This window comes from Micromonospora sp. NPDC048830 (assembly GCF_043198215.1).
Taxonomy (GTDB): Bacteria; Actinomycetota; Actinomycetes; order Mycobacteriales; family Micromonosporaceae; genus Micromonospora.
This window is the reverse complement of record NZ_JBICUP010000022.1, coordinates 72,010-97,465: the sequence shown is the minus strand read 5'-3', so window position 1 is coordinate 97,465 and position 25,456 is coordinate 72,010. Positions and strand designations below refer to the sequence as shown.

Annotated in this window: 23 protein-coding genes and 2 pseudogenes; 21 read left to right on the top strand and 4 right to left on the bottom strand. The window is 74.2% G+C overall.

Annotation, left to right across the window (positions count from 1 at the left end):
• Positions 1-182 precede the first annotated feature (182 nt).
• Both ACGFIZ_RS19880 and hisS read left to right on the top strand, forming a co-directional pair.
• Positions 183-902 (top strand): MBL fold metallo-hydrolase, encoded by a 720-nt coding sequence (locus ACGFIZ_RS19880; protein WP_393421196.1) that lies wholly within the window; start codon positions 183-185, stop codon positions 900-902.
• Between the two features lie 54 nt (positions 903-956).
• The gene (gene hisS / locus ACGFIZ_RS19875) at positions 957-2,285 is read left to right on the top strand and encodes a histidine--tRNA ligase (protein WP_393421194.1); all 1,329 of its coding nucleotides are present in this window, start codon (positions 957-959) and stop codon (positions 2,283-2,285) included.
• A gap of 136 nt (positions 2,286-2,421) precedes the next feature.
• On the opposite strand, the pseudogene ACGFIZ_RS19870 reads toward hisS, so the two are convergent.
• Positions 2,422-2,604, bottom strand: a pseudogene (locus ACGFIZ_RS19870) (PaaI family thioesterase); the annotation flags it as partial.
• Positions 2,605-2,759: 155 nt separating this feature from the next.
• Positions 2,760-3,590, bottom strand: coding sequence for a GDSL-type esterase/lipase family protein (locus ACGFIZ_RS19865; protein WP_393421192.1), 831 nt, complete (start codon positions 3,588-3,590; stop codon positions 2,760-2,762).
• 25 nt (positions 3,591-3,615) lie between these two features.
• On the opposite strand from ACGFIZ_RS19865, the pseudogene ACGFIZ_RS19860 reads away from it, so the two are divergent.
• The 14 genes and pseudogenes from ACGFIZ_RS19860 to mltG all read left to right on the top strand — a co-directional run.
• A pseudogene (locus tag ACGFIZ_RS19860) lies at positions 3,616-3,954 on the top strand (S1 family peptidase); the annotation flags it as partial.
• 154 nt (positions 3,955-4,108) lie between these two features.
• Positions 4,109-5,932 (top strand): aspartate--tRNA ligase, encoded by a 1,824-nt coding sequence (gene aspS / locus ACGFIZ_RS19855; protein ID WP_393421190.1) that lies wholly within the window; start codon positions 4,109-4,111, stop codon positions 5,930-5,932.
• 110 nt (positions 5,933-6,042) lie between these two features.
• Complete coding sequence (locus tag ACGFIZ_RS19850) at positions 6,043-6,858, top strand: sugar nucleotide-binding protein (RefSeq protein ID WP_393421188.1); 816 nt, start codon at positions 6,043-6,045, stop codon at positions 6,856-6,858.
• A 120-nt stretch (positions 6,859-6,978) separates the two neighbouring features.
• Positions 6,979-7,569, top strand: coding sequence for a helix-turn-helix domain-containing protein (locus tag ACGFIZ_RS19845; RefSeq protein ID WP_393421186.1), 591 nt, complete (start codon positions 6,979-6,981; stop codon positions 7,567-7,569).
• Complete coding sequence (locus tag ACGFIZ_RS19840; protein WP_393421184.1) at positions 7,566-8,909, top strand: MFS transporter; 1,344 nt, start codon at positions 7,566-7,568, stop codon at positions 8,907-8,909. The genes ACGFIZ_RS19845 and ACGFIZ_RS19840 overlap by 4 nt, the downstream gene beginning before the upstream one ends.
• 16 nt (positions 8,910-8,925) lie before the next feature.
• Positions 8,926-9,303, top strand: coding sequence for a GNAT family N-acetyltransferase (locus tag ACGFIZ_RS19835; RefSeq protein ID WP_393421182.1), 378 nt, complete (start codon positions 8,926-8,928; stop codon positions 9,301-9,303).
• Positions 9,304-9,395: 92 nt separating this feature from the next.
• Positions 9,396-9,599, top strand: a complete 204-nt coding sequence (locus tag ACGFIZ_RS19830) for a hypothetical protein (RefSeq protein ID WP_393421180.1) — start codon at positions 9,396-9,398, stop codon at positions 9,597-9,599.
• Positions 9,600-9,674: 75 nt separating this feature from the next.
• Entirely contained in the window at positions 9,675-11,171 is a 1,497-nt protein-coding gene (locus tag ACGFIZ_RS19825) for a replication-associated recombination protein A (protein ID WP_393421178.1), read from the top strand.
• 1,730 nt (positions 11,172-12,901) lie between these two features.
• Positions 12,902-13,519 (top strand): hypothetical protein, encoded by a 618-nt coding sequence (locus ACGFIZ_RS19820; protein ID WP_393421234.1) that lies wholly within the window; start codon positions 12,902-12,904, stop codon positions 13,517-13,519.
• 150 nt (positions 13,520-13,669) lie between these two features.
• On the top strand, positions 13,670-14,131 hold the full coding sequence (locus ACGFIZ_RS19815; RefSeq protein WP_393421176.1) for a DUF948 domain-containing protein: 462 nt from the start codon (positions 13,670-13,672) through the stop codon (positions 14,129-14,131).
• Positions 14,132-14,159: 28 nt separating this feature from the next.
• Complete coding sequence (locus ACGFIZ_RS19810; protein ID WP_145776012.1) at positions 14,160-14,465, top strand: hypothetical protein; 306 nt, start codon at positions 14,160-14,162, stop codon at positions 14,463-14,465.
• Entirely contained in the window at positions 14,462-17,140 is a 2,679-nt protein-coding gene (gene alaS, locus ACGFIZ_RS19805) for an alanine--tRNA ligase (RefSeq protein WP_393421173.1), read from the top strand. Before ACGFIZ_RS19810 ends, alaS begins: the two co-directional genes overlap by 4 nt.
• Positions 17,141-17,258: 118 nt before the next feature.
• Complete coding sequence (gene ruvX, locus ACGFIZ_RS19800; RefSeq protein ID WP_393421171.1) at positions 17,259-17,720, top strand: Holliday junction resolvase RuvX; 462 nt, start codon at positions 17,259-17,261, stop codon at positions 17,718-17,720.
• On the top strand, positions 17,717-18,913 hold the full coding sequence (mltG, locus tag ACGFIZ_RS19795; protein WP_393421169.1) for an endolytic transglycosylase MltG: 1,197 nt from the start codon (positions 17,717-17,719) through the stop codon (positions 18,911-18,913). Before ruvX ends, mltG begins: the two co-directional genes overlap by 4 nt.
• Before the next feature lie 201 nt (positions 18,914-19,114).
• Here mltG and ACGFIZ_RS19790 read toward each other — a convergent pair whose 3' ends face one another.
• Both ACGFIZ_RS19790 and ACGFIZ_RS19785 read right to left on the bottom strand, forming a co-directional pair.
• On the bottom strand, positions 19,115-19,360 hold the full coding sequence (locus tag ACGFIZ_RS19790) for a flavin reductase (protein ID WP_393421167.1): 246 nt from the start codon (positions 19,358-19,360) through the stop codon (positions 19,115-19,117).
• A complete protein-coding gene (locus ACGFIZ_RS19785) occupies positions 19,360-19,827 on the bottom strand; it encodes a hypothetical protein (protein ID WP_393421165.1) in 468 nt (155 codons plus the stop codon). The genes ACGFIZ_RS19790 and ACGFIZ_RS19785 overlap by 1 nt, the downstream gene beginning before the upstream one ends.
• 383 nt (positions 19,828-20,210) lie before the next feature.
• On the opposite strand from ACGFIZ_RS19785, the gene ACGFIZ_RS19780 reads away from it, so the two are divergent.
• From ACGFIZ_RS19780 to ACGFIZ_RS19760, 5 genes are all read left to right on the top strand, one after another.
• Positions 20,211-21,011 (top strand): helix-turn-helix domain-containing protein, encoded by an 801-nt coding sequence (locus tag ACGFIZ_RS19780; RefSeq protein WP_393421163.1) that lies wholly within the window; start codon positions 20,211-20,213, stop codon positions 21,009-21,011.
• A complete protein-coding gene (locus ACGFIZ_RS19775; protein ID WP_393421161.1) occupies positions 21,002-21,190 on the top strand; it encodes a DUF397 domain-containing protein in 189 nt (62 codons plus the stop codon). Before ACGFIZ_RS19780 ends, ACGFIZ_RS19775 begins: the two co-directional genes overlap by 10 nt.
• A gap of 116 nt (positions 21,191-21,306) precedes the next feature.
• Entirely contained in the window at positions 21,307-22,158 is an 852-nt protein-coding gene (locus tag ACGFIZ_RS19770; protein ID WP_393421159.1) for a shikimate dehydrogenase, read from the top strand.
• Between the two features lie 387 nt (positions 22,159-22,545).
• Positions 22,546-22,914: a hypothetical protein gene (locus ACGFIZ_RS19765; protein WP_393421157.1), complete on the top strand. Its 369-nt coding sequence runs from the start codon at positions 22,546-22,548 to the stop codon at positions 22,912-22,914.
• Between the two features lie 538 nt (positions 22,915-23,452).
• The gene (locus ACGFIZ_RS19760) at positions 23,453-25,327 is read left to right on the top strand and encodes a glycerophosphodiester phosphodiesterase (protein ID WP_393421155.1); all 1,875 of its coding nucleotides are present in this window, start codon (positions 23,453-23,455) and stop codon (positions 25,325-25,327) included.
• The last annotated feature ends 129 nt before the right edge of the window (positions 25,328-25,456 follow it).

The following is a 25,456-nucleotide window of genomic DNA, read 5'->3' as shown; positions in this document are numbered from 1 at the left end:
CGCCCGCCAGAGTGTACGGCCACCGACTGGGAAAGTGGTGTACGAGGTCCGGCCCGGGTCGTATCGGAGTTGTTCACTGCGCCCGGCGCGACGGACGGGACGGGTGGGCCGGCGAAACCGGCTCGCCCGTGCGACTAGGCTGCCAGGAAGGGACGACGGAGCTCGACGGAAGGGGAGCGGACGTGCTCGTGGCCGGCTTTCCCGCGGACGCCTTCGGCACCAACTGCTACGTGGTGGCGACCGCGCCGGGGGAGCAGTGCGTGGTGGTCGACCCCGGTATCGGGGTGATCGACCGGCTCGACGCCGTGCTCGCCGAACACCGCCTGCACCCGGCCGCCGTACTGCTCACCCACGGTCACCTGGACCACACCTTCTCCGTCGCGCCGGTCTGCGGCGCCCGGGGCATCACCGCGTACGTGCACCCCGACGACCGCGAGCTGCTGGCCGACCCGGCCAAGGCGCTCTCGATGGACCTCACCCAGCTCTTCGGCGGCCGGCTGCCGTACGCGGAGCCGGAGGACGTGGCCGAGCTCACCGACGGGGCCACCCTCACCCTGGCCGGCCTGGAGATCACCGTCGACCACGCCCCCGGCCATACCGGCGGGTCGGTGCTGTTCCGGATGCCCGGCGCCGGCTCGCCCTGGGAGGCCGAGCAGATCTGCCTCTCGGGCGACGTCCTCTTCGCCGGCTCGATCGGCCGCACCGACCTGCCGGGCGGCAGCATGCCCCGGATGCTCGCCAGCCTGCGGGACAAGGTCCTCCCGCTGGCCGACGACACCGTGGTGCTGCCCGGCCACGGCCCCGCGACCACCATCGGCCGCGAGCGCGCGACCAACCCGTACCTCGTCGAGGTGGCGGGGGCGGCCACCGCGCGCCCGGCCGCGCCCACCCGCGGCCTGTAGCCGCCGCGACCGAGACCTCCCCGCGCGGCCCGCGCGGGATCCAAGGAGTACGCGATGAGCAAGCCCACGCCCATCTCCGGCTTCCCGGAGTGGACGCCGCCGCAGCGGATGATCGAGCAGTTCGTCCTCGACCGGATCCGCGCCACGTTCGAGCTGTACGGCTTCGCCCCCCTGGAGACCCGCGCGGTGGAGCCGCTGGACCAGCTGCTGCGCAAGGGGGAGACCTCCAAGGAGGTCTACGTGCTGCGCCGGCTGCAGGCCGACGCCGACGGCCCGGCCGGCGACGACGCGCTCGGCCTGCACTTCGACCTGACCGTGCCGTTCGCCCGGTACGTGCTGGAGAACGCCGGCAAGCTGCAGTTCCCGTTCCGCCGCTACCAGATCCAGAAGGTGTGGCGCGGTGAGCGCCCGCAGGAGGGCCGGTACCGGGAGTTCCTCCAGGCCGACATCGACATCGTCGACCGGGACACCCTGCCGGCGCACTACGAGGCGGAGATGCCGCTGGTCATCGGCGACGCGCTGCGGTCGCTGCCGATCCCGCCGGTGACGATCCAGGTCAACAACCGCAAGATCTGCGAGGGCTTCTACCGGGGCGTCGGGCTGACCGACCCGGAGGCCGCCCTGCGCGCCGTCGACAAGCTCGACAAGATCGGCCCGGAGAAGGTGGCCGACCTGCTCGCCGAGACGGCCGGGGCGAGCGAGGCGCAGGCCAAGGCGTGCCTGGCGCTGGCCGAGATCTCCGCCCCGGACGCGTCCTTCGCCGACGCGGTGCGCGCCCTCGGGGTGCGCGAGCCGCTGCTGGAGGAGGGGATCGAGGAGCTGGTCGCGGTGGTGGAGACCGCCGCCGCGCACTCCCCGGGCCTGTGCCGGGCCGACCTGCGCATCGCCCGCGGCCTGGACTACTACACCGGCACCGTCTACGAGACCCAGCTGGCCGGGTACGAGCGGTTCGGCTCGGTCTGCTCCGGCGGCCGGTACGACAACCTCGCCAGCTCCGGCGCCACCCGCTTCCCGGGGGTGGGCATCTCGATCGGGGTGACCCGCCTGCTCGGCCTGCTCTTCGGCGCCGGCGCCCTGTCGGTCTCCCGCAGCGTGCCGACCTGCGTGCTGGTCGCCGTCACCAGCGAGGAGCAGCGGCCGGCGAGCAACCGGATCGCCGACGCGCTGCGCTCCCGGGGCGTCCCGACGGAGGTGTCGCCGAGCGCCGCCAAGTTCGGCAAGCAGATCCGGTACGCCGAGCGGCGCGGCATCCCGTACGTCTGGTTCCCGGGCGCCGAGGGCGCGGCGGACGAGGTGAAGGACATCCGCTCGGGCGAACAAATGGCCGCCTCCCCGGGCGAGTGGACCCCGCCCCGGGCCGACCTCAAGCCCCTGGTGAGCTGACCCTTCGCCTCGCCCGGGCCCATGCGGGCCGGGGAGGCCGAGGTTGGCAGCTGAGCGGCATCTCCGTCGGCGTGTCGAGTCGCTCAGCCGTCAACGATCGTGGCCGGGCCCGCTCTGTCCGCGTGGGGGCGGGCCGTCAGGGGGTTGTGGGGGTGCCCGGGGGAAGCAGGGCGAAGAGGAGGCAGGTCGAGGTGGCGTGGGCCATGAGGCGGCCGGCCCCGTCGAGCAGCCTGGCCTCGGCGAGGGCGGTGCGGCGGCCGCGCTGCAGGACCGTGCCCTCGCAGCGCAGGGTGCCGCTGTCGACCGTCGCGGCGCGGACGTGGTGCCCCGGCCCGGTCCGGGCGCCCGCCGTCGGGAGGCGACGCCGGAGCACGGGGGCGGCGACTGACGCGCGCCGCAGCACCCGCACCCGCTGGCACCGCCTCCGGGACCGCCCGCCTGGCGTGGGCGCGGCGGGCGGCCCCGGCGCCGGGATCACCAGCCGAAGCCGGCGGCGTACGAGACGCTGGCCAGCACCTGCTGGCCGGCGGTGTTCGGGTGGAAGTAGTCCCAGGTGGAGAGCTGGCCGAGGGTGAACGGGTAGCCGAACACGGCGTTGTCGTCGAAGTCGCAGTTCGGGCCGTACGCGGCGCAGGCCTGGGCGAGCTGGGTGTTGTAGTCGACCACCCGCTGGCGGACCCGGGCCCGCCGGTCCACGTCGACCTGCGCCGTGGAGGTCGGGTTGGCGAGCATGGACTGGCAGATGCCGAACAGCGACCAGGCGGTGCGGGCGCTGGAGCTGTCCTTGCCGACCGACCAGAGCCGCTGGATGTCCGGGACGCTGATCACGAGCACCCGGGCGTCGGGCAGGCCCGCCTTGAGCCGGTTGAGGGCGGCGTCGACGTTGGCCCGGTAGGTGCTCACCGGCGTCATCGTCGACTCCGAGCTGGTGCACGCGTCGTTGGCGCCGATCAGCATCGTCACGTACCCGACGCCCTGGCTGACCGCGGTGCCGGCCTGGCCGTACATGTCGGCGGACTTCGCGCCGCTGCGCGCGTCGTTGTGGTTGTTCCCGCCGATGGCCGGGTTGACCGCGCGGATGCGCAGGTAGTGACTGTTCACCGTGGAGTCGTCGCCGGTGCTGAACGAGCGGGACGTGCAGTCGGTGTACCAGCCGCAGGCGTTGAAGCCGCGGGTGATCGAGTCGCCGATGCTGGCCATCGAGGCGGGTGGCGGGCCGGGGTCGGCGTGGGCGGGGGCGGCGGCGACCGCGACGAGGGCGGTGGCGGCGGAGAGGGCGGCGAGGGTGCGGCGGAGTGGGGTCATGGTGGCCTCCCCCGCCAACGCGGCCGGCAACGTCTACCTGTACAACGGCAGCTACCAGGACGTCACCGGCGCCGCCAACGCGTTCGTCGGCCAGAGCGTGCAGCGCTCCGGCAGCACCACCGGCCTGCGCGGCGGCTCGGTGACCGCTCTCAACGCCACGGTCAACTACGCCCAGGGCAGCGTCTACGGCCTGATCCGCACCAACGTCTGCGCCGAGCCCGGCGACAGCGGCGGCTCGCTGTTCAGCGGCAGCACCGCCCTCGGCCTCACCTCCGGCGGCAGCGGCAACTGCACCTTCGGCGGCACGACCTACTTCCAGCCGGTCACCGAGGCGCTGAGCGTCTACGGCGTCAGCATCATCTGATCCTGACCCACACCGCAGAGCGGGTCGCCGGCCTCCGGCGGCCCGCTCTGCGCGTACCCGGAAAGGCCCGCAACCGCGCCCGGTGCCGGCGGGGGATCGGGCGCCCTGACAGAATGCGGGGGCAGACCGATCGCAGATGAGGGAGACGCAAGTCGTGATCCGTACCCATGACGCCGGCAGCCTGCGCGCGACGGACGCCGGCACCACGGTGACGCTCGCCGGGTGGGTGGCCCGCCGGCGCGACCACGGCGGTGTCATCTTCGTCGACCTGCGCGACGGCTCCGGCATCGTCCAGGTGGTCTTCCGCGAGGAGGACGCCCACGCGCTGCGCAACGAGTTCTGCGTCAAGGTGACCGGCGAGGTGACCCGCCGCCCCGAGGGCAACGAGAACCCGGAGCTGCCCACCGGCGAGATCGAGGTGACCGCGACGGCGCTGGAGGTGCTCTCCGAGGCGGCGCCGCTGCCGCTGCCGGTCGACGACCAGGTCGAGGCCGGCGACGACATCCGGCTCAAGTACCGCTACCTGGACCTGCGCCGCGGCGGCCCGGCGAAGGCGATGCGGCTGCGCTCGCGGGCCAACCAGCTGGCCCGCACGGTGCTGCACGAGCGGGACTTCCTGGAGATCGAGACCCCGACCCTGACCCGGTCCACCCCGGAGGGTGCCCGCGACTTCCTGGTCCCGGTCCGCCTCCAGCCGGGCAGCTGGTACGCCCTGCCGCAGTCGCCGCAGCTGTTCAAGCAGCTGCTGATGGTGGGCGGCATGGAGCGGTACTACCAGATCGCCCGCTGCTACCGCGACGAGGACTTCCGCGCCGACCGGCAGCCGGAGTTCACCCAGCTCGACATCGAGATGTCCTTCGTCACCGAGGACGACGTGATCGACCTCGGCGAGGCGATCGTCTCGGCGCTCTGGTCCGACCTGGCCGGCTACGAGATCCCCCGGCCGATCCCGCGCATCACCTGGCACGACGCGATGGCCCGGTACGGCTCGGACAAGCCGGACCTGCGCTACGGCGTCGAGCTGACCGAGCTGACCGGGTACCTGCGCGGCACCGAGTTCCGGGTCTTCGCCTCGGCGATCGACGCGGGCGGGTACGTCGGCGCGGTGGTCATGCCCGGCGGCGCGAGCCAGACCCGCAAGGAGCTGGACGGCTGGCAGGACTGGGCGAAGGCGCGCGGCGCGCGCGGCCTGGCGTACGTGGTGCTCGACGCCGAGACCGGCGAGGCGCGCGGCCCGGTGGCCAAGAACCTCTCCGAGGCGCACCTGGCCGGGCTGGCCGACGCCGTCGGCGCGAAGCCGGGCGACGCGATCTTCTTCGCCGCGAGCACCAACACTCGTGAGGCGCAGGAGCTGCTCGGCGCGGCCCGGATCGAGATCGCCAAGCGGGCCAAGCTGGTCGACGAGAGCGCCTGGGCGTTCTGCTGGGTGGTCGACGCGCCGATGTTCGAGCCGACCTCCGACCAGGAGAACGGCCGGGCGGGTGGCTGGACGGCCGTGCACCACCCGTTCACCTCGCCGAACGCCGAGTGGGTCGACCGGTTCGAGGAGGCGCCCGACCGGGCCCTCGCCTACGCGTACGACATCGTCTGCAACGGCAACGAGATCGGCGGCGGCTCCATCCGTATCCACCGCGGCGACGTGCAGCAGCGCGTCTTCGACCTGCTCGGCATCACCGCCGAGGAGGCGCAGGACAAGTTCGGCTTCCTGCTGGAGGCGTTCAAGTACGGCGCCCCGCCGCACGGCGGCATCGCGTTCGGCTGGGACCGGGTGTGCATGCTGCTGGCCGGGGCGGACTCGATCCGCGAGGTCATCGCGTTCCCGAAGACCCGGGGCGGCTTCGATCCGCTGACGGGCGCGCCGACGCCGATCACGCCGCAGCAGCGCGCCGAGGCTGGCATCGACGCCAAGCCGAAGGCGCCCGCCGCGGCACACACCGGCACCGCCGGCCCGGCCGCCCCGGTCGCCGACCCGACCTGACCTGACCTGACCGGCCCCGATCTCGTCGATCATGAGGTTGGCGGGGGCACGCCCGGCGTGTCGTCCCGCTAACCTCATGATCGACGGTCGGTGGGGCGGGAGGCGGCGGCGTGACGGTGCTCGTGGTGGGGGCTAGCGGGTATCTGGGCGGCGAGGTGTGCCGGCAGGCCGTGGCGGCGGGGGAGCGGGTCGTCGGGACGTACCACGCCAACCCGGTGGACCTGCCCGGCGTCGCGGCGCGCCGGCTCGACGTGACCGACCGCGCCGCCGTGCGCGCGCTGGTCGCGGCGGTGCGGCCCGCCGTCGTGGTGAGCACCCCCTACCGGTACGCCGACTGGACGGTCACCGCCGACGGGGCGGCCCACGTGGCGTACGCCGCCGCCGAGGCGGGCGCCCGGCTGGTCCACCTGTCCAGCGACGCGCTGCACGCCGGGCGCCCCGAGCCGTACGCCGACGACGACCCGCCCAGCCCCGTCTTCCCGTACGGGGCGGCGAAGGCGGCGGCGGAGACCGCCGTGCGGGCGATCGACCCGGGTGCCGCGCTGGTGCGTACCTCGTTGATCGTCGGCGACGAGCGGAGCAAGCAGGTCCAGCTCTGCCTGGACGCGCTCGCGGGCCGGATGAGCCTGTTCACCGACGAGATCCGTTGCCCGGTCGACGTGGCCGACCTGGCCGCCGCCGTCCTGGAGTTGGCCGCCACCGACTACGCCGGCCCGCTCAACGTGGCCGGCCCCGAGACCGTCAGCCGGGCCGAGATGGGGCTGCTGGTGGCCCGCCGGTACGGCCTCGACGCGGCCGGGATGAAGACCACCACGAGCGCCGCGGCGGGCCTCGTGCGTCCGGCCGAGGTACGCCTCGACAGCTCCCGTGCCGCCGCGCTGCTGCGCACCCGCCTGCGCGGAATCGGCGAGCTCCTCGCCCCCTGAGCCCCTGCCGGGATCGGTTTGTCGAGCGGCTGAGTCCCTTCTTCTCGACTCTGTCGGGTAGTGCACACTTCCTATGCACAACTCTTGTGCATAGGAAGTGTGCACAGATACTGTGCGGTCATGGGGAACGACGGGGAGCCGGCGCCGCGCAGCGTGCGCCTCGACCACCGCCAGGTGCGGGTGCTGGCGCACCCGCTGCGGATCCGCCTGCTCGGCGCGCTGCGCGTGAAGGGGCCGGCGACGGCGACCACCCTCGCCGCGCTGCTGAACACCAACACCGGGGCGACCAGTTACCACCTGCGTCAGCTCGCCGATGTCGGCCTCGTTGTCGAGGATCCGGACCTGGGCACCGGCCGGCAGCGCTGGTGGCGGGCCGGGCACGACGTCACCAACTGGGAGCCCAGCGACTACGACGACGACCCGGACGCCCGCGCCGCCATCGAGTGGATCCAGGGCGACCAGGTGCGCCACCTGGTCGAGCACGCCGAGCGGTGGTTCGCGGCCCAACACGAGTGGTCCCCGGCCTGGCGCGACGCCCTCGGCATGGGCGACACCTTCATGACCGTCCCGCCCGACCGGCTCAAGGCGCTCCATGCCGAGCTGTGGCAGGTTCTCGAACGCTACCGGAGCGAGGCCGACCCGGCCGCGCCCGGCGCAGAGCGGGTGTCGATCTTCCTCGCCGCGTACCCGATGCTGGGGGAGATGCGATGACCGCGCTGTCCGTACGCCAGGTCCGGTTCCGCTACCTCACCCTGTACGGCCTGCGCTGGCTGCCCACCGGCCTGCTGATCCCGGTGATGATCCTGCTGATGCAGGAGCGCGGCCTGTCGCTGTCGCAGATGGGCCTGGCGTTCACCGCCCAGGGGCTGGTGGTGCTGGTGCTGGAGCTGCCCACCGGCGGTCTCGCCGACGCCCTCGGCCGCAAGCCGGTGCTCGTCGCCGCCTGGGCGCTCTGCCTGGTCTCGCTGGCCGTCTTCGCGGTGGCCGACTCGTTCTGGCTGTTCTTCCTGGTCTGGGCGTTGCAGGGCGTCTACCGGGCGCTCGACAGCGGCCCCCTGGAGTCCTGGTACGTCGACGCCACCCTGGCGGCCGACCCGGACGCCGAGTACGAGCGCGGCCTCGGCTGGGCCGGCACCGTCATCGGCCTCGCCATCGGCGCCGGCGCGCTGCTCGGCGGCGGGCTGGTCGCGCTCGGCCCGGTCGGGCCGGTCAGCGCGCTCACCCTGCCCGTTCTCGTGGCCATCGCGCTGCAGGCGGCCGCCCTCGTCGCGCTGCTGGTCCTGATGGTGGAGGTCCGGCCGGCCCAGGGCGCCGGGGCGCTGCGCGCCTCGATGGTCGAGGCGCCGCGGATGGTCGGGCAGGCGGTCGGGCTGCTGCGCCGCTCCCGGGTGCTGCTCGCCCTGGTCGCGGTCGAGCTGTTCTGGGGCTTCGGCATGGTCACCTTCGAGTCGCTGGTGGCCGTCCGGCTCGCCGACGTGATCGGCGACGCCGACCGGGCCGCCGCGCTGCTGGGCCCGGCCGGCTCGGCGGCCTGGCTGGCCAACGCCGCCGGCGCCGCGCTCACCCCGCTGCTGCTGCGCCGGCTCGGAGCGGCCCCCGCCGCCGCGCTCATGCGGGTGCTCCAGGGCGCGACCGTGGTCGGGATGGGGCTGCTCGCCGGCCCGGTCGGGGTGCTGGTCGCGTACCTGGCCTGCTACACCGTCCACGGCGCGTCGAATCCGCTGCACATGGGGCTGCTGCACCGGCAGGTCGACGGCCCGTACCGGACCAGCGTGCTCTCGCTGAACTCGATGATGGCCGCCCCGGCCTCCGCGCTCGGCGCGGTGGTGCTGACCGCGCTGGCCGACCGCAGCGGCGTCAGCACCGCGATGCTGGTCGGCGGGGTGGTGCTGGCCCTGGCCGCGCCGCTGTACCTGCCGGCCTGGCGGGCCGCCCGCGCCACGCCGGCGCCTCCGGCGGACCCGGCCGCCACCCCCGCCACCGCTGCTCCCGCCCCCGCCTCCGCCGACGGCGCTCCTGCTGCGGCCGGCGCTTCCGGTGGGGCGCTGTGAGAGGGGAACCCCTTCTTTGGCGCAGGCGTTAGGAAGGGGCCCTTCCTTACCCGCCGCCGGGCGCCCACCGCCCGACGGCCTGACCGGAACGCCAACGGGGCCGGCGGCGTCGGCCCGGAAGGAGCCGAAGTGGAACAGATCCGATCCTGCCACCCCGTGCGACCACTGGGGCGCGGGCATCGGCACGGAACTCGCCGGGCTGCTGCTGCGCCTGGCGTTCGAGCGGGTGGGGCTGCACCGGGTCGAGGCGACGACCCGCCCCGACCACGTCGCCTCGTGGCGGGTGCTGGAGAAGGCCGGCATGCGCCGGGAGGGGCTCAGCCGCGACCACCTGCTGGTCCGGGGACGGTGGTGGGACTCGGTGCGGTACGCCGCCCTGGCGACGGACCGCTGACCCCGCGCCGGCCGGTCCAGGGTGGAGATTGGCGAGTGGACCGATCGGGTACATCACGGTCGACCGACTGGAAACCCCTCCGGAGGACCGACATGCTCGCCATTCTCGCGGCCATCGTCTTCGGCTTCGCCCTGCTGCTCGACCTGTTCGAGACGAACCTCGGCGCACCGGACCTGTTCAACCTGCACACCCTGCTGATGCTCGGCCTGCTGCTGCTCTCCCTCTACCTGGCCGGGGTCGGCCGTGGGTCGGGCGGCGGCCGCTGGTACCGGGGCCGGCGCTCCGGCCGGGGCTGACCGCAAACGATCACGGCGGGCCGGGTCCGCGGCGCAGTTCGGGCGCCGCCGATCCGGCCCGGTAATGTCTTCGTGATGGAGTCCGACGCCCTCTTCTCCCTCGGTGAACCCGCCGGCGCGCCCAGCGCCCCCGCGGGTGCCACCGGCGTCGACGGCTTCACGAGCGTCTCGCCCGACTCGCCCCTGCCCGTCCGGATGCGTCCGGCCACCATCGACGAGCTCGTCGGGCAGGACCACCTGCTCGCCCCGGGCGCCCCGCTGCGCCAGTTGGTCGGCGGCGCCGCCCCGATGTCGGTGATCCTGTGGGGCCCGCCGGGCAGCGGCAAGACCACGATCGCCCACCTGGTGGCGCGGGCCACCGACCGCCGCTTCGTGGCGATGTCCGCGCTCTCCGCCGGGGTGAAGGACGTCCGCGCGGTGATCGACACCGCCCGCCGGCAGCGCCGCTCCGGCGGCCCGCAGACCGTCCTGTTCATCGACGAGGTGCACCGGTTCAGCAAGACCCAGCAGGATTCGCTGCTCGCCGCGGTGGAGGACCGGACGGTCACGCTGCTGGCGGCAACGACGGAGAACCCGTACTTCTCGGTCATCTCGCCGCTGCTGTCCCGGTGCGTGTTGCTCACCCTCCAGCCGCTGGACGACGCGGCGGTGCGTGGCCTGCTGCGCCGCGCGGTCGCCGACGAGCGCGGCCTCGCCGGGGCGCTCACCCTCGAGACCGAGGCCGAGGACCACCTCGTACGCCTCGCCGGCGGCGACGTCCGCAAGGCGCTGACCGCGCTGGAGGCGGCGGCGTCGTCGGCCACGGCGCTGGGCACCGGCCGGATCGACCTGGCGACCGCCGAGCAGGCGGTCGACGTCGCGGCGGTGCGCTACGACCGGGCCGGGGACGCGCACTACGACGTGACCAGCGCCTTCATCAAGAGCATGCGCGGCTCGGACGTGGACGCGGCGCTGCACTGGCTGGCCCGGATGCTGGTGGCCGGCGAGGACGCCCGGTTCATCGCCCGTCGGCTGGTCATCTTCGCCAGCGAGGACGTCGGCATGGCCGACCCCGCCGCGCTGGGCGTCGCGACCGCCGCCGCGCACGCCGTGGAGTACGTCGGGCTGCCCGAGGCCCAGCTCAACCTCGCCCAGGCGGTGATCCACCTCGCCACGGCGCCGAAGTCCAACTCGGCGACCACCGCGATCGGGGCGGCCATGGCCGACGTCCGGGCCGGTCGGGGCGGGCCGGTGCCGCGCGCCCTGCGCGACGCGCACTACTCCGGCGCCCGGGGGCTCGGCCACGGCACCGGGTACCGGTACCCGCACGACGATCCGCGCGGCGTGGTCACCCAGCAGTACGCTCCCGACGATCTTGTCGGGGCCGACTACTACCGTCCCAGCGGGCACGGTGCCGAGCGGTCCGTGGCCGCCCGGTTGCCGCTGCTGCGCCGGATCGTCCGTGGGCTGCCCGCCCCGGCGCGTCCGGACGTGCCGGGGCCCGCCGGGAACGGCCGCCACCCGTCGGGCAACGGGCACGCCAGCGGGTCGGACGAGGACGGCGCAGACGCCGTCGGGGAGGGTCAGCAGTGAGATCCCGTGGTTCGGAGCGACCGGAGGACGGGCCCGAGGAGCGGCCCGAACCGCGCGCCAGGGGGCGCCGGTGGGGCCGGGGCCGACCCGACAGCGAGCCGGAAGAGCAGGTCAGCGGCGAGGAGTTCGGCTGGATCGACGACCTGCGCTCGGCCAAGCAGCAGGGCGGCGAGCTGGGTCCGGGAGCCGGCGGGCCGGCGGGGGCCGGTCCGGAGCCGGGGCGTGGCCCCGGCGGGCCGCAGGCGGCGCCGCCCGTGCGCGGCGGTGAGCCGCCCGCCCCGCGTTCCCGCCCCGTCGACGGGCCGTGGCCCGGCTCGCCCGAGCCCGGCCGCCCCGGTACGCCCGAGCAGTCCCAGGCGCCCCGTCCCGCGGCGCAGCCGCCCGGCCGCCCGGCGTCGCAGCCGGCCGCCGCGCCGCAGCCGCCGGGGACCGAGCCGGCCCGTCCGCCGTACCCGCCGGCCCAGCCGGCGGGGACCGAGCCGGCCCGTCCGCCGTACCCGCCGGAGGTGACGCCCCGGCGGGCGCACCCGGCGGCCGAGCAGCCCCGGCCCGCCGGGCCGGTGAGTGGGCCGCCGGGGGAGGAACCCCGGCCGCAGGGGCCGGGCACGCCCGCACCCGGCGCCCCCGACCAGCCGGTCCGGCCGCGCGGCGCGCACACCGCCGCGGCCCCGCCCGTGCGGGGCGGCCAGCCGCCGACCGGCGGGTGGCCGGTCGGGCAGGACGGGCCGCCCGCCGCCCGCCCCGGTGGGCGGCGGCGCGTGGCCGAGGAACCCCCGATCGTGCCGGCCAGCGGCAACGCCCCGCCGGTGCCCGTCGGGCCGTCCGCCGCCGGGGCGGCGGCCGTCCCCGGGACGGGCGACGCCGCCCTCGACCGGGCCGAGCCGGCCGCCGAGGGCGGGCGGCGCCGAGCCCTGCCGGAGCCCGGGACGGGCGAGATCGGCGGCCGGCGCCGGGCTCGGCCGGAGTCCGAGACGGGCGCGGTGCCGACCGCCCGCGCCGCCGCGGCCGCCCCGCGCCCGGTGGATCCCCAGGTCCGGCCGCCGCACGAGCGGGGCACCGGCGAGATCCGTCAGCCGTGGGAACCCGGCACCGGTGAGCTCCGCCAGCCCGGCCCGGCGCGCGGCGCCGCCCGTGCCGCCGGCCCGGCCGACGGCCAGGGCCGCCCGCCGGCGGCCGAGGACCGGCGGGCGCCGGCGCCCCCGACCGGGCCCGAGCCGCGGCCGGGCGTGGCTCCCGGCCCCCGGTCCGCCCGCGGCGGCGCTGCGGTCGCGGCCCCGACCACCGGGCCCGGCCCCGGGCCGACGGGGGAGGCCGGGGAGGGTCCCGCTCACCCGGGCGGCCCCGTCGCCGCCCCCGCCGGCCGGGCGACGCCGCCCGGCCCCCGACCCGGTCGGGCCGTGCCGCCCGGCGTCGCCCCCGGCCCGGGCCAGCCCGCCGTGGCGCGGGCGGCGGCCCCGGTCGGCCGCCCCGACGACGGGCCGGAGCAGCGCGGGGCGCCGCCCCAGCGCGGCGCCGGTCGGCCCGGACCCGCCGGGGCGGCGCAGGTCGCGCCGCCGGAGCGCCCCGGGCATCCGCCCGCGGTGGCCCGCGCCGCCGCCGTGGTGCCCCCCATCGACGTCCCGGCCGACGGGGTCGCCGGTGAGCCGCCGCTGCGGCGCGCCGCCGGGCAGGACGGCGACGAGGACGCCCCGACCCGCCCCGGTGGCCTGCGTTCGGAACTGCGCCGGCAGATGCGCCAGCGGCGGCGGCTGCGGCTGGGCGTGCTCGTGCTGGTCAGCCTGGTGCTGCTGGGCGCGGTCCCGCTCTACTTCGGCATCCGGACGCTGAGCCGTGACCCGGTCTTCGACTCCCTCGACGGGTTGGACGTGCCGGGCTGGGCGGCGACGAATACCGTGGACAACGTCAGCGGCAACCGCTGGTGCCTGCAGGAGTGCCGGCTGCGGGAACGCACGCTGGAGTCGGGACGGCCCGTCGAGGAGACCGCGCAGGCGTACGAGCGCGCCCTGGGCGCGGCCGGCTGGCAGCGGTGGAAGGTGAGCCTCTGCCCGGCGCAGCCGGCGAAGGGCAGCTACACCTGCTGGCGCCGCGACGAACTCACCCTCGACCTCTGGGTACGCGAGCCGGCCTGCGTCCCGCCGCCTGTCGACGGCGCCCCGGCGCCGACGCCCCTGGCCTCGCCCGCAGCGCAGGAGTGCACCGGCTCGTTGGTGTCGGTGAAGGTCCGCAACGCGATCGACGACGAGCGGACCCGGCCGCAGCCGAGCATCGACCCCTCGCTCACCGGCGAGGACCCGTTCCCGACCCTGAGCGAGGATCCGCTCGGTGAGTTGACACCCTCACCGTCGTGAGCCGGTTTTCGTCACTGACGGTAGGGTCTGGGGCTGGTACGCCCGCCTGCTCCCGCTGACCCGTGGTGGGTCGTCGAGCGCCGGTGTGGGCAAAGACGGTCGCGCGTTCCGGGGCGGCGAGCCCCGGGACTCTGCTTGAGGAGGACATGCGTGGATGGTGGACAGATCGCTGCGCTGATCGCGGCCGGCGCGTTCCTGATGCTGGTGCTCGTGCTGGCGGTGCCGATCCTGCGGCTGCGGCACACCGTGGACGCCACGACCCGGATGATCAACGAGCTCAACGACCGCACCACCCCGCTGCTCGCCGACGTCAACACCACCGTGCGGAACGTCAACACCGCGCTGGAGCAGGTGCAGACCTCGCTGGACGGGGTGAACCTGCAGCTGGCCAAGGTCGACACGATGACCAGCCACGCCCAGAACGTCACCGCGAACGTGGCGAACCTGGCCACCGTCGTCTCCGCCGCGGCGGCGAACCCGCTGGTGAAGGTGGCCGCGTTCGGCTACGGGGTGCGCCGCGCCGCCGCCGCCCGCCGGCACGCCGAGACCGAGCGCGAGGTGCGCGACGCCATCAAGCAGCAGCGCCGGGCCGCCAGGCGCGGCGACCGCTGAGCCGGCCGCAGGACGGGAGGATGAAAGCATGAGGCGTCTGTTCTGGCTCGGTATCGGGCTGGCCGTCGGCGTGGTGGTGGTCCGCAAGGCGACCCGCACCGCGCAGGCGTACACCCCGGCCGGCATCGCGAGCGGCCTGGCACAATCCGCTGGCGGTCTCGTGGAGTCGCTGCGTAGCTTCGTGGAGGACGTCCGGGTCGGGATGGCCGAGCGGGAGCAGGAGATCCACGAGGCGTTCGCCCGGGGCGAGGCGTTCGACGACCAGTTCGCGGAGCTGCGGGAGGACCCGCGCATCGGCGACCGAGAGATCTTTCCGGAGGAGCACCAGCGATGAAGACAGCGGAGATCAAGCGGCGGTACCTCGCCCACTTCGAGGCGAACGGCCATGCCGTGGTGCCGTCCGCTCCGCTGCCCGCCATCAGCGACCCGAACCTGCTGTTCGTCAACGCCGGCATGGTGCAGTTCGTCCCCTACTTCCTGGGGCAGCAGACCCCGCCCTTCCCGCGGGCGGTCAGCGTGCAGAAGTGCATCCGCACCCCCGACATCGACGAGGTCGGCAAGACCAGCCGGCACGGCACGTTCTTCCAGATGAACGGCAACTTCTCCTTCGGCGACTACTTCAAGGCCGGGGCGATCCCGCTGGCCTGGGAGCTGTCCACCAAGCCGGTCGCCGAGGGCGGCTTCGGGCTGGACCCGGAGCGGATCTGGGCGACGGTCTACCTCGACGACGACGAGGCGTACCAGATCTGGCGGGAGACCGGCGTGCCGGCCGAGCGGATCGTGCGGCGGGGCAAGAAGGACAACTTCTGGTCGATGGGCATTCCCGGCCCGGCCGGCCCCTGCTCGGAGCTGTACTACGACCGGGGCCCCGCCTACGGGCGCGAGGGCGGCCCGGAGGTCGACGAGGACCGCTACCTGGAGTACTGGAACCTCGTCTTCATGCAGTACGAGATCGCGGACGTGACCAGCAAGGAGCACTTCCGCATCGTCGGCGACCTGCCCAAGAAGAACATCGACACGGGCATGGGCCTGGAGCGGATGGCCTCCCTCCTCCAGGGCGTCGACAACCTCTACGAGATCGACGAGGTCCGGCCGATCCTGGCCCGGGCCGCCGAGCTGACCGGCAAGCGGTACGGCGCGCACTCCGGCCACGTGGCCAGCGAGTCGCACCCGGACGACGTGCGGCTGCGGGTGATCGCGGACCACGTGCGGACCGCACTGATGCTGATCGGCGACGGGGTCACCCCGAGCAACGAGGGCCGCGGGTACGTGCTGCGCCGGATCATGCGCCGCGCCATCCGGGCCGTCCGGCTGCTGGGCTGGCAGGACCGGGCGCTGCCCGAGCTGCTGCCGGTGGCGCGGGACTGCATGGCCCCGTCGTACCCGGAGATCGCGGACGAGTTCGACCGGATCGCGCAGTACGCGTACGCCGAGGAGGACGCCTTCCTGGCGACGCTGCGCGCCGGGACGACGATCCTGGACACGGCGATCGCCGAGACGAAGGCGGCCGGGAAGCCGGCGCTGTCGGGCGACAAGGCGTTCCAGCTGCACGACACGTACGGCTTCCCGATCGACCTGACCCTGGAGATCGCGGCCGAGCAGGGGCTGCAGGTCGACGCCGCCGGCTTCCGCCGGCTGATGGCCGACCAGCGGGCCCGGGCCAAGGCCGACGCGCAGGCGCGCAAGACCGGGCACGTCGACCTGTCGGCGTACCGGTCGGTGCTCGACGCGGGCGGGCCGGTGGAGTTCACCGGGTACACCGAGCTGAACCGCGAGTCGCGGGTCCGCGCGGTGCTCTCCGGCGGTGACGAGGTCGGCGCGGCGGTCGAGGGCGACACGATCGAGCTGGTGCTCGACACCACCCCGTTCTACGCCGAGGGCGGCGGCCAGCAGCCGGACCAGGGCATGATCACCGTCGGCGGCGGCCAGGTCGAGGTCTTCGACGTGCAGCAGCCGGTGCCGGGCCTGGTCGTGCACCGGGCCCGGGTGATCCGCGGCGAGGTGCGCGCGGGCGAGACCGGGTACGCCGAGATCGACGTGACGCGGCGGCGGGCGATCTCCCGCTCGCACACCGCGACGCACCTGGTGCACCAGACCATGCGCAACTTCCTCGGCGAGTCGGCCACCCAGGCCGGTTCGCTGAACGCCCCGGGCCGGCTGCGGTTCGACTTCAACACCCCGACCGGGGTGGCGCCGAGCGTGCTGCACGACGTGGAGCAGCAGGTCAACGAGGTGCTGCTGGCCGACCTGGAGGTGCACGCCTTCATCACCAGCCAGGAGGAGGCCCGCCGGATCGGCGCGATGGCCCTGTTCGGCGAGAAGTACGGCGAGCGGGTCCGGGTCGTCGAGGTCGGCGACTACGCCCGCGAGCTGTGCGGCGGCACGCACGTCGCCCGCTCCGCGCAGCTCGGCCTGGTCAAGATCCTGTCGGAGTCGTCGGTGGGCTCGGGCGTACGCCGGATCGAGGCCCTCGTGGGCATGGACGCCTTCGGCTTCCTGGCGCGCGAGCACCTGCTCGTCTCCCGGCTCGCCGAGCTGTTCCGGGTCCCCGGCGACCAGGTCGCCGACCGGGTGGAGCAGACCGTGACCCAGCTCCGCGACGCGGAGAAGGAGCTGGAGAAGCTGCGCGCCCAGCTCGTGCTCGGCGGCGCGGCGGCCCTCGCCGCGCAGGCGAAGGACGTGCGCGGCGTCGCGTACGTCGGCACGGAGGCGCCCGAGGGCGCGGCCGGCAACGACGTGCGGACCCTGGCCCAGGAGATCCGCGGCAAGATCGATCCGGCCCGGCCGGCGGTGGTGGCCGTGGCGGCCCGGTCCGGCGGGAAGGCGTCCCTGGTGGTGGCCGTGAACACGGCGGCCCGCGGCCGGGGCGTGTCGGCGAAGGACCTGGTGAAGGCGGCGCTGTCCGGCCGGGGCGGCGGCAGCGACGACCTCGCCCAGGGCGGCGGCCTGCCGGCGGCCGAGGCGCCGAAGCTGCTGGCCACCGTCGAGAAGGCGATCGCCGAGGCGTGATCGCACAGTACGTCGAGTCAGGGCGGACCGGGTCGGTTCGCCCTGACTCTTTGCATGGCGGCTCTTTGCATGGCGGCTCTTTGCATGGCGGCTTCTTGCACGGTGGGGTGAGGCGCGGATGACCGGATCGTTTCCTGGTGTGCGGCTGGGCGTGGACGTCGGGCAGGTCCGGGTCGGGGTGGCCCGCTCGGACCCGCACGGGGTGCTCGCCACCCCGCTGGTCACCCTCGCCCGGGACCTGACCGCCGAGCCCGACGCGGTGCCGGCGGACATGGCGGGGCTGGCCGGGCTGGTCGCCGAGCACGAGGCGGTCGAGGTGGTCGTGGGCCTTCCGGTCAACCTCGCTGGCCAGCACGGCCCTGCGGCCCGGAATGTGAAGGCGTACGCTGACCGACTGGCTGATGTAATAGCCCCCGTTCCGGTGACGCTCACCGACGAGAGGATGTCGACCGTGGTCGCGTCTCGTAGGCTGGCCGAGCGTGGCGTCCGGGGGAAGCGCCAACGCGCGGTGGTCGACCAGGCTGCCGCGGTCGAGATTCTGCAGAGCTGGCTGGACGCGCAGCGGAGGCGGACGCAATGATCGACGATCTGGACCTCGGGTTCGACGAGCAGGATCGGGGTGACAAGGGCCGGCACCGGCGCAGCGCGGTGCGCAAACGCCAGGGCAAGTCCTCCGGCGGCGCGGGGAAGACCGTCTTCGCCCTGCTCATGGCCCTCGTCCTGCTCGGCGGCATCGGCGGCGGGGCGTTCTACGGCTTCGACCGGATCCAGAGCTACTTCGTCACCCCCGACTACGACGGCGCCGGCTCCGGCGAGGTGCTGGTCGAGATCAAGCAGGGCGCGCTGATCGCCGACATGGCCACCGCCCTGTACGACGCCGGGGTGGTCAAGAGCGCCAAGGCGTTCGTCGAGGCCGCCGCGGAGAACTCGCGCAGCAAGAACATCCAGCCCGGCACGTACAAGGTGCGCAAGCAGATGAGCGCGGAGCACGCGCTGGGCATGCTGCTGGACCTGAAGAACAAGGTCACCAACCGGATCACCATCCCCGAGGGCCGTACGGCCAAGAACATCTACAAGCTGCTGTCGGAGAAGACGAAGATCCCGGTCAAGGAGTTCGAGGCCGCCGCGAAGGACCCGGAGGCGCTCGGGGTGCCGGACTTCTGGTTCAACCGCACCGACAAGAAGCCGGTGAAGAAGTCGGTCGAGGGCTTCCTCTACCCGGACACGTACGAGATTCCGCCGAAGGCCACCGCCGAGGGCATCCTGTCGATGATGGTGGAGAACTTCCTCGCCGTCACGAGCGAGATGAAGTTCGTCGACCGGGTGCAGAACGAGCGCAAGATCGCGCCCTACGAGGCGCTGATCGTCGCGTCGCTGGCGCAGGCCGAGGCGGGCAACCCCGACGACCTCGGCAAGGTCGCCCGGGTGGCCTACAACCGGGTGTACGGCAACTTCGACTGCGGCTGTCTGGAGATGGACGTCACGGTCAACTACTACCTGGAGTTGACTGGCCAGAAGACCAAGTCGTCGAAGGAGATGACTCAGGCCGAGCTGGACAACCCGAAGAACCCGTACAACCGGAAGCTGCCGGGCCTGCCGCCCACCCCGATCGACAACCCGGGCAAGCAGGCGCTGGAGGGCGCGATGGACCCGCCCCCCGGCAAGTGGCTGTTCTTCGTGGCGATCGACGACAAGGGGCACTCCGCGTTCGCGGACACGTACGAGCAGCACCTGCGCAACGAGGCCAAGGCCAAGGAGGCCGGGATCATCTGATATCGGGCGCACAGGTGAGAAGGGCCCGGTGCTGCTGGTTGCCGCCAGCGATACCGGGGCCCTTCTCGTTCGGGTGAGAGCAACGCCGATCTCAGGACGGCCCGCAGGGCACGCCGTGCGCGGGGCCACGCAACTTCAGGGAAGTTGTGGCCTCATGGGCGGGTCGAGGCCACAGTTTCACTGAAAATGCGGCCTGGTCGTTCATCGGGCTCGCGCCCACGTGATGAACCTGTCGGTCAGGTCCGGCGGCACCGCCTGGTCGTGGAGCTGGGCGAACTGGTCGCGCGCCTCGGCCATGAGGGTGGCCAGGTAGATGAGGAGCGCGGTGCGGTTGCCCCGGTACTCGCTGAGCAGGGACAGCCGGGCCGGCTGGCAGGGCCACTCCGCGCCGCAGTTCCGGCACCGCCAGAGCGGGCGCATGGCGACGTGCGGGATGACGCGGGGCATCAGCGCAGCCTCAGCGCGGTCGCTCGCGCCTCGTCGTCGTTCAGCGGCAGGAACCACAGGAAGCGCGTCACGATCTCGGGCGGCTCCGGGCCCTCGGGCCTGCCGCGCAGGTCTCGGATCGCCTGCCTGGTCAGGCCGACGAAGCTGGGCAGGAGGGTCCGGCGCAGGCTGGAGTCGACCGGCAGGCTCGTCCACGCGAGGCAGGGCCAGGGCTTGCCGCACGCCTCGCAGACCCAGTCAGGGCCCGCCGCGCAGTGGTCTTCGAGGGTGAGCCTGGGGACCTGGCGCGACGGCGTCGGGGCGGGGCGCGGCCCGGTGGAGTGCGACGGCGTCGGGGCGGGGCGCGGCCCGGTGGAGTGCGACGGCGTCGGGGCGGGGCGCGGCCCGGTGGCGCGCGGCGGCGTCGGGGCAGGGCGCGGCCCGGTGGAGCGCGACGGCGTCGGGCGCGGCACCCGGTGGGGCCTCACTGACGCCCCCTGTTCGCCCGCCACTCCTGAGCCCTCGTCAGCCTGCCGGCGCGGCCCGGGTCGTTGGTCGGGAAGACGGCGGTCGGCTGCGTCATCCACCCCGGCAGGTGCTTCCCCCGCTCCCGCTTCGGCAGAGACGGCAGGGCCCTGGTCCGGCACCTGAACCAACGGATACGCACATCGACCTCCTCGGAAGCTGGAAGGGCCGCCCCGCACGGGGGGAGGCGGGGCGGCCCGGGACGGAGTCCGCCCCAGCCATCCGGCGTGGAGCAGGTCCGCATGCGTGACAGTCTGGTGAGGACACCACTACTGTCGGAAGGAACTCGCGCTGCTCGGCGCAGGAGTGCAGCCGCCCAACCCCCGATGTGCAGAGGTGTGCAGAGATGGATCGACTGCCCATGCTGGAGCTGTTCGCCGGAGAGCTGCGCCGCCTGCGCGTGCGCGCCGGCCTCTCGCAGGAGGCGTTGGGCGAGCGGATCAACTACTCGGCGTCGCTGGTGGCTGCGGTCGAGCAGTGTCGACGGCCGCCGCGCGAGGAGTTCACCGAGCGGTGCGACGACGTCCTCCAGTCGGACGGGCTGCTCGGCCGGATACGGGACGCCCTGATCAGGGAGTCCCTGATGCCGTGGTTCCGCGAGTGGGTGACGATCGAGCAGGAGGCCACCGCGCTGCGCAACTTCGAGCCGCTCGTCCTGCCCGGCCTGCTCCAGACCGAGGCGTACGCGCGGGCATTGAACGAGGGCGCGAGCCAGTTCGTCGGCGACGAGTTGGAACAGCAGGTCGCCGCGCGACTCGCCCGGCAGGCGGTGCTCGCCCGGCCCACGCCGCCGCAGCTCGTGGCGGTGTTCGACTACACCGTGCTGGAACGCCCGGTCGGCGGCCCGAAGGTCATGCAGGAGCAGTTGCGGCACCTGGTGGAGGTGGGCCGCCGGCCGAGGGTCCACCTGCACGTGGTGCCGAAGGGGACTGGCGCGTACCCCGGACTGAATGGTGCCTTCGTGATCGCCACCCCGCCGGAGGGTGACGACATCGCGTACCTCGACAACCAGTTGCACGGCACGATCGTCGAGCGGACGGCGGACGTACACTCGCTTCGGCAGACCTGGGAGTCTGTGCGAGCCGAGGCGATACCCCACGGGGCCACCCTCACGTTGATCTCGGAGGCAGCGGAGTCATGGACCTGACCGGCGCGATCTGGCACAAGAGCACCCGGAGCAGCGGCAACGGTGGCAACTGCGTGGAGGTTGCCGACAACCTGCCGGGCGTCGTCGGCGTCCGTGACAGCAAGGACACGGAGGGGCCGGTGCTCACCTTCGACCCCGCCTCCTGGACGGCGTTCGTCGGCTTCGCCCGGCAGCACTGACCAGCAACGCGGAGAAGGCTCCCCAGCGCGAGGCTGAGGGATCTTCTTTTCGCCGCTCCGTCGAAGTCGTGGCTTGTTAGGGTTCGGCTTCGGACGAAGCGTGGATTGGTAGCGACATGACGCAAGCAAACCGGGCGGCGGTGGTCGGCAAGCCGATCAGCCACTCCCTCTCCCCGGTGATCCACAACGCCGGCTACGCCGCCGCGGGCCTGGCCGGCTGGTCGTACACGAGGATCGAGTGCGCGGAGGCCGAGCTGCCGGCCCTGGTGGGCGGCCTCGGCCCCGAGTGGGCCGGGCTGTCGGTGACCATGCCGGGCAAGGAGGCGGCGCTCGCGGTGGCCGACGCGGTCTCGCCGGTCGCCGCCGCCGTCGGCGCCGCCAACACGCTGGTACGCCGGCCCGACGGCACCTGGTACGCGGACAACACCGACGTCACCGGGATGGTCGACGTGCTCACCGCGGCCGGGTGCGCGGCCGGCGTAACGGTGACCGTGCTCGGCGCGGGCGGCACCGCCCGGGCGGCGGTCGCCGCGGCGGCCCGGCTCGGCGCGGCCGAGGTGACCGTGGTGGCCCGCCGGCCCGAGGCGATCGAGGACCTGCGCCCGGTGGCCGAGGCGGCCGGCGTGCCGCTCGCCGGCGCGCCCTGGGACGGGAACCCGGCGCACGCCCGGGCCGACGTGGTGATCTCCACCGTGCCCAAGGGCGTGGCCGACCCGCTCGCGGAGAACTTCGACTGGCGGCCGGGGACGGTCTTCTTCGACGTGGTCTACGACCCGTGGCCCACGCCGCTCGCCACGGCGGCGCTCGCGGCCGGCTGCCGGGTGGTCTCCGGCCTGGACCTGCTGCTGGCCCAGGCGGTCGGCCAGTTCGCGCACTTCACCGGCGTCCGCGCGCCGGTGGGGGAGATGGCGGCGGCGCTGTCGGCCGCCGTCGGGCTGCCGGTGCGCGCGACCCGCTCCGCGGGGTAGTCCCGTGGCCGCCGGTCGCCGCGGTGCGTAGCGCCCGGTCCTGGCAGGTGCGCAGACCCGCCCGTCGGGCCAGCGGGCGGTGCAGCTGCTGGCGACCGCAGCGGGAGCATTCGCGGACGGCGTTGCCGTCGGCTGATCGACTCGGTGTCGCCGACATGGCGGCATCCGGAGGGCCCTGAACCCGCCCTGTCGCCGACATGGGCCGCCGCCGCCCGGTGGCGTGCCGCTCCGGGCCGGGCTGCGCGACACCAGGCCGCGGCTCCCAGCAGCAGCCTCCGGCCGCTACGCGCTTTGACCGAAGTCCGACAGATAGAGCGGCTTCATGACGTCTAGGTGCCAATCTGACTCTTGTTCCACATGTTGCCTGTCTATGGAGGTTGTGTACAGATGCGACGCACTGTCATAGGCCTGACCGCAGTGGCGTTGTCCACCGCGGCCTTGGCTGCGCCCGCCAGCGCCGCTCCAGCCGGTGGCCAAAACTCGCCCGAGGTCGGCCCGCTGGCCTGCACCCAGCCCAGCTGGACGTCTCATCCGCAGGCCGGCGGGTTCACCACCGATGGCACCAACATCCGTATCGGCCCGACCACCGAGTGCACCTCGGTCGGGCTGGGCTATCGCAGCCACAGCGTCACCTATCACTGCTGGCGCTTGGGTGCGGGTGGCACCTGGACGCACCTGCGGGACAACACCACCGGCGTGCAGGGCTGGGTCAAAGACTCCCTGCTGGTCAACAATGGCAGTAGCTACGCCTGCTGAGTAGCCGCGCCCTGGTGCCTTCGCACGAAGAGGCGCCAGGGCTCCGCTGAAGGCGTGCGTCGCAGCGGGCGAACCGGGAGCGCCATCAACATCGCCGAGTACCGCGGATGGCCCGAACGGCCTCGACTGGGACGAAGGCCCCGACGTTCTGCACCTGCACGGGCACGAAACCCACCAGCCGAACACCGTGAACGGCCCGGGAGCAGAACACCCCTCCCGGGCCGTTCTGTGTCCCATCCGACCAAGCAAGATCAAGAATAATGTGGCGAGCTGGGTCAGCTACCCAAGCGCGGGGCCGTGTAGGGCTGGCCGGTGGCGGCCATGCGGGCGCGGATGGCCCAGGTCCGGGCGCGGTTGCTGCGGGTCATCGTGCCGGCGGGCCTCGGCGCGCTGGGCCCGGGTCGGTGGCGGCCACGGTCACGGCCTGCTGACGGCCCACCCGCGCGGGTGTGAACCCGTCGCAAGATCATTTCCTGTACACCTGAGCGTGGGCTGATCGTCGCCACCCGGCACACCAAAGCCCCTAGCGTGGGTGACCATGTCGACCCTCACCCATCTTGTCGGGCGCCCCGGCCGGGCCGTCGCCGCGCTCGCGGCGACGGCCACCACCCTGGGCGCGTTCGCCATCGTTCCGACCCCCACCCCCGCCGCCGCCGAGCCGGGGGCCGTCGTCGTCGCCGAGGACTTCTCCACCGGTACGCTGCCCGCCGGCTGGCGGGCGATCGACGGCGCGTGGACGGTGCGCGACGGCCGGCTGTACGGCACGGCCACCAGCGGCACCAGGAAGATCACCTTCGGCCGGCACCTGACCGACTTCCGGTTCGAGGCGACGGTGCGGTTCGAGTCCGTCAACGAGCCGACCCGCTGGACGGCGCTCGGCCTGGACGTGCCCGCCGACGCGCGTACCCCGTGGTGGATCGCCACCATGCGCAGCGGCACCACGGCCGCCAACGGGCTGGAGTTCGCCCAGCTCACCACCGCCAACGCCTGGAACGTCACCAACACGGCCGCCGCGCCGTACGCGGCGGGCACCGGCCGGGACATGAAGGTCGCCGTGGAGGTGCACGGCAACCAGGCCCGGTGGTTCCTCGACGGCCGCCAGCTGCTGCGCACCAGCAGCCTCGCCCGGTCCACCGACGGCGGGCAGGCGCTGGTGGTCAACGGCGCCAGCGTCTCGTTCGACGACGTCCGGGTCACCGAGCTGGCGCCGAACGGCTACCTGCGGCCGGAGGGCGCCCCGATGACCGTGGTCGCGCACCGTGGCGCGTCCGCCGCCGCCCCGGAGAACACGCTCGTCGCGCAGGAGATCGCCCGCCGGGCCGGGGCCGACTTCGTCGAGAACGACGTCCAGCCGAGCCGGGACGGGGTGCCGTTCGTGCTGCACGACGCCACCGTGAACCGGACCACCGACGGCACGGGCGCCGTACGGGACCTGACCGCCGCCCAGCTCGGGGCGCTCGACGCCGGCTCCTGGTTCGCCCCGCACTACGCGGGCGTACGGCTGCCGACGCTGGCCGAGCAGCTCGCCGACCTGCGCGCCCGGGGCGGCAACCTGCTGCTGGAGATCAAGGGCCGGCACAGCCGGGACGAGGTGGCCCGGATCGTCGAGGTGATCCGCGCCGAGCGGATGACGAACCGCGTCTTCGTGCAGAGCTTCGAGGTCGACGCCCTGCGGTACACCCGGGAGCTCGCCCCCGAGCTGCCCCTCGGGCTGCTCCGCAGCGGCCTGGACGCCGACCCCGTGGCCGTCGCCCGCGACCTGGGCCTGACCGCGTACAACCCGACCGGGACGGCGCTGCTCGCCCGGCCGGCCGTCGTGGCGGACCTGCACGCCGCCGGCGTCGCCGTGTTCGCCTGGACCGTCGACTCGCCGGCCCAGTGGCAGCAGCTGGAGCGGATCGGCACCGACGGGATCATCACCAACCGTCCGGCGGAGCTGGCCGGCTGGAACGCGGCCGGCCAGCTCGGCGCCGCCGCCCCCACCGTCTCGATCGCCGCTCCCGCCGACGGCGCCGAGCTCGACCGGGCGCAGCGCCCCGTGCTCGCCGTGCCGGCCGCCGACGCCGACACCGTCGAGGTCACCCTCGACGGGGCGCCGGTCCCCGCGGGGCAGCCCCTCGACCTGACCGGGCTGGCCGCCGGCGCGCACCGGCTCAAGGCGGTGGCGACCGGCCCCAAGGGCACGGCGACCGCGGAGGCCACGTTCACCGTCACGGTGACCCCGGCCGGGCTGGGCCACCTCGTGCTCACCTCCGGCGCCGAGGAGCAGGCGCTCACCGTGCTCGCCACCCACCTGGTGCAGGGCCGGTACGCCGAGCTGGCCCGGTACGCCGACCAGCAGGCGGGGCGCCTGGTGCCGGCCGAGGCGGCCCGGACGATCGCCGCGGACGCCCGTACGCTCGCCGGGAACTGACCCACGGCGGTGGGGGGCGCCGCGGGGGGGCCCCCCCCCCCCCCCCCCGCGGGCCCCGCCCGGGGCGCCCGGGGGGGTCGTGGTGGGGAACGGCCCCGCCCCCGGGCGGGTGGCGCCCCCCAGTCGGGG

Coding starts and splice junctions, on each gene's coding strand:
- hisS (WP_393421194.1), top strand. CDS start 957: ATGAGCAAGCCCACGCCCATCTCCGGCTTCCCGGAGTGGACGCCGCCG.
- ACGFIZ_RS19865 (WP_393421192.1), bottom strand. CDS start 3,590: ATGACCCCACTCCGCCGCACCCTCGCCGCCCTCTCCGCCGCCACCGCC.
- ACGFIZ_RS19845 (WP_393421186.1), top strand. CDS start 6,979: ATGGGGAACGACGGGGAGCCGGCGCCGCGCAGCGTGCGCCTCGACCAC.
- ACGFIZ_RS19840 (WP_393421184.1), top strand. CDS start 7,566: ATGACCGCGCTGTCCGTACGCCAGGTCCGGTTCCGCTACCTCACCCTG.
- ACGFIZ_RS19830 (WP_393421180.1), top strand. CDS start 9,396: ATGCTCGCCATTCTCGCGGCCATCGTCTTCGGCTTCGCCCTGCTGCTC.
- ACGFIZ_RS19825 (WP_393421178.1), top strand. CDS start 9,675: ATGGAGTCCGACGCCCTCTTCTCCCTCGGTGAACCCGCCGGCGCGCCC.
- ACGFIZ_RS19820 (WP_393421234.1), top strand. CDS start 12,902: ATGCGCCAGCGGCGGCGGCTGCGGCTGGGCGTGCTCGTGCTGGTCAGC.
- ACGFIZ_RS19810 (WP_145776012.1), top strand. CDS start 14,160: ATGAGGCGTCTGTTCTGGCTCGGTATCGGGCTGGCCGTCGGCGTGGTG.
- alaS (WP_393421173.1), top strand. CDS start 14,462: ATGAAGACAGCGGAGATCAAGCGGCGGTACCTCGCCCACTTCGAGGCG.
- ruvX (WP_393421171.1), top strand. CDS start 17,259: ATGACCGGATCGTTTCCTGGTGTGCGGCTGGGCGTGGACGTCGGGCAG.
- mltG (WP_393421169.1), top strand. CDS start 17,717: ATGATCGACGATCTGGACCTCGGGTTCGACGAGCAGGATCGGGGTGAC.
- ACGFIZ_RS19790 (WP_393421167.1), bottom strand. CDS start 19,360: ATGCCCCGCGTCATCCCGCACGTCGCCATGCGCCCGCTCTGGCGGTGC.
- ACGFIZ_RS19780 (WP_393421163.1), top strand. CDS start 20,211: ATGGATCGACTGCCCATGCTGGAGCTGTTCGCCGGAGAGCTGCGCCGC.
- ACGFIZ_RS19775 (WP_393421161.1), top strand. CDS start 21,002: ATGGACCTGACCGGCGCGATCTGGCACAAGAGCACCCGGAGCAGCGGC.
- ACGFIZ_RS19770 (WP_393421159.1), top strand. CDS start 21,307: ATGACGCAAGCAAACCGGGCGGCGGTGGTCGGCAAGCCGATCAGCCAC.
- ACGFIZ_RS19765 (WP_393421157.1), top strand. CDS start 22,546: ATGCGACGCACTGTCATAGGCCTGACCGCAGTGGCGTTGTCCACCGCG.
- ACGFIZ_RS19760 (WP_393421155.1), top strand. CDS start 23,453: ATGTCGACCCTCACCCATCTTGTCGGGCGCCCCGGCCGGGCCGTCGCC.